Source organism: Streptomyces sp. NPDC037290, assembly GCF_055603245.1.
Genome location: NZ_JBVJVZ010000105.1, coordinates 1 through 2,902, shown reverse-complemented (window position 1 = coordinate 2,902; position 2,902 = coordinate 1). Strand labels below are relative to the sequence as shown.

Genomic DNA, 2,902 nt, shown 5'->3' with positions numbered 1-2,902 from the left:
ACGTGCGGCGCCTGGACCGGGTGATCATCCGGTTCGCGGGGGACTCGGGTGACGGCATGCAGCTCACCGGTGACCGGTTCACCTCGGAGACCGCCTCCTTCGGCAACGACCTCTCCACCCTTCCCAACTTCCCCGCCGAGATCCGCGCCCCCGCCGGCACCCTGCCCGGCGTCTCCAGCTTCCAGCTGCACTTCGCCGACCACGACATCCTCACCCCCGGTGACGCACCGAACGTGCTGGTCGCGATGAACCCGGCCGCCCTGAAGGCGAACATCGGCGATCTGCCGCGGGGCGCCGAGATCATCGTCAACACGGACGAGTTCACCAAGCGCGCGCTGCAGAAGGTCGGCTACGGCGCCGACCCGCTCCAGGACGGCTCGCTGGACGGCTACAACCTCCACCCGGTGCCGTTGACCACCCTCACGGTGGAGGCGCTCAAGGAGTTCGCGCTCTCCCGCAAGGAGGCCGAGCGCAGCAAGAACATGTTCGCGCTGGGTCTGCTGTCCTGGATGTACCACCGGCCGACCGAGGGCACCGAGAAGTTCCTGAAGTCGAAGTTCGCCAAGAAGCCGGACATCGCGGAGGCGAACATCGCCGCGTTCCGGGCCGGCTGGAACTTCGGCGAGACGACGGAGGACTTCGCGGTCTCCTACGAGGTCGCCCCCGCCACCAAGGCCTTCCCGGTCGGCACCTACCGCAACATCTCCGGCAACCTCGCCCTGGCCTACGGCCTGATCACCGCCTCGCAGCAGGCGGACCTGCCGCTGTTCCTCGGCTCGTACCCGATCACTCCGGCCTCGGACATCCTGCACGAGCTGAGCCGGCACAAGAACTTCGGCGTGCGGACCTTCCAGGCCGAGGACGAGATCGCGGGTATCGGCGCGGCGCTGGGCGCGGCCTTCGGCGGCTCGCTCGCGGTGACGACCACGTCCGGTCCCGGTGTCGCGCTCAAGAGCGAGACGATCGGCCTCGCAGTCTCGCTGGAGCTGCCGCTGCTGGTCGTCGACATCCAGCGCGGCGGACCGTCCACGGGTCTGCCGACCAAGACCGAGCAGGCGGACCTGCTGCAGGCGATGTTCGGACGCAACGGCGAGGCGCCGGTGCCGATCGTCGCGCCGCAGACCCCGGCGGACTGCTTCGACGCCGCGCTGGAGGCGGCCCGGATCGCGCTGACGTACCGGACGCCGGTGATGCTGCTCTCCGACGGCTACCTGGCCAACGGCTCGGAGCCGTGGCGGATCCCGGACCTGGACGAACTGCCCGACCTCAGGGTCCAGTTCGCCTCCGGCCCCAACCACACGCTTCAGGACGGCACCGAGGTCTTCTGGCCGTACAAGCGCGACCCCCAGACCCTCGCCCGGCCGTGGGCGATCCCGGGCACGCCGGGTCTGGAGCACCGCATCGGCGGCATCGAGAAGCAGGACGGCACCGGCAACATCTCCTACGACCCCGCCAACCACGACTTCATGGTCCGCACCCGGCAGGCCAAGGTCGACGGCATCGAGGTCCCGGACATCGAGGTCGACGACCCGCACGGCGCGAAGACCCTGGTGCTGGGCTGGGGCTCCACGTACGGCCCGATCACGGCGGCGGTACGACGGCTGCGCGCGGCCGGCGAGTCGATCGCACAGGCCCATCTGCGCCACCTCAACCCCTTCCCGCGCAACCTCGGAAAGGTGCTCCAGAGGTACGACAAGGTGGTGGTCCCCGAGATGAACCTCGGGCAGCTCGCCACCCTGATCCGGGCGAAGTACCTGGTCGACGCCCACTCCTACAACCAGGTCAACGGCATGCCGTTCAAGGCGGAACAGCTCGCCACGGCGCTGAAGGAGGCCATCGATGACTGACGCCGGCAACGGACTGCTGCAGCTGGTCCCCAAGGCCGAGGCCAAGCAGTCGATGAAGGACTTCAAGTCGGACCAGGAGGTGCGCTGGTGCCCGGGCTGCGGTGACTACGCGATCCTCGCCGCCGTCCAGGGCTTCATGCCGGAACTGGGACTGGCCAGAGAGAACATCGTCTTCGTCTCCGGCATCGGCTGCTCCTCCCGCTTCCCGTACTACATGAACACCTACGGGATGCACTCCATCCACGGCCGCGCCCCCGCGATCGCCACCGGACTGGCGAGCTCCCGCCGGGACCTGAGCGTGTGGGTGGTCACCGGTGACGGCGACGCGCTGTCCATCGGCGGCAACCACCTGATCCACGCCCTGCGCCGCAACGTCAACCTCAAGATCCTGCTGTTCAACAACCGGATCTACGGCCTGACCAAGGGCCAGTACTCACCGACCTCCGAGATGGGCAAGATCACCAAGTCGACACCGATGGGCTCGCTGGACGCGCCGTTCAACCCGGTGTCGCTGGCGATCGGCGCGGAGGCGTCCTTCGTGGCCCGCACCATCGACTCCGACCGCAAGCACCTGACGGAGGTGCTGCGCGCGGCCGCCGACCACCCCGGCACGGCCCTCATCGAGATCTACCAGAACTGCAACATCTTCAACGACGGCGCCTTCGACGCCCTCAAGGACAAGCAGCAGGCCGAGGAGGCGCTGATCCGCCTGGAGCACGGACAGCCCATCCGCTTCGGGGCCGACGGCGCGCGCGGCGTCGTACGCAACCGGGTCACCGGTGACCTGGAGGCCGTCACCGTGACGGCGGAGAACGAGGCGGACATCCTGGTCCACGACGCCCACGCCGCGTCCCCGACCACCGCCTTCGCGCTCTCCCGGCTCGCCGACCCGGACACCCTGCACCACACTCCTATCGGTGTCTTCCGCTCGGTCGAACGGCCGGTCTACGACACGGCCATGGCCGACCAGCTGGACACCGCGATCGAGCAGAAGGGCAAGGGCGACCTGTCCGCTCTGCTGGCCGGCGGGGACACCTGGACGGTCGTCGGCTGAG

2 protein-coding genes are annotated in these 2,902 nt (G+C 68.9%); both read left to right on the top strand.

All coding sequences use genetic code 11. From position 1 onward, the window contains the following. Positions 1-2 precede the first annotated feature (2 nt). On the top strand, positions 3-1,847 hold the full coding sequence (locus ACZ7HQ_RS45120; RefSeq protein ID WP_471003368.1) for a 2-oxoacid:acceptor oxidoreductase subunit alpha: 1,845 nt from the start codon (positions 3-5) through the stop codon (positions 1,845-1,847). Next, positions 1,840-2,901 carry a 2-oxoacid:ferredoxin oxidoreductase subunit beta gene (locus tag ACZ7HQ_RS45115; protein ID WP_471003364.1) on the top strand — a complete coding sequence of 354 codons (1,062 nt, stop codon included), beginning with the start codon at positions 1,840-1,842 and terminating at the stop codon, positions 2,899-2,901. Before ACZ7HQ_RS45120 ends, ACZ7HQ_RS45115 begins: the two co-directional genes overlap by 8 nt. The last annotated feature ends 1 nt before the right edge of the window (position 2,902 follow it).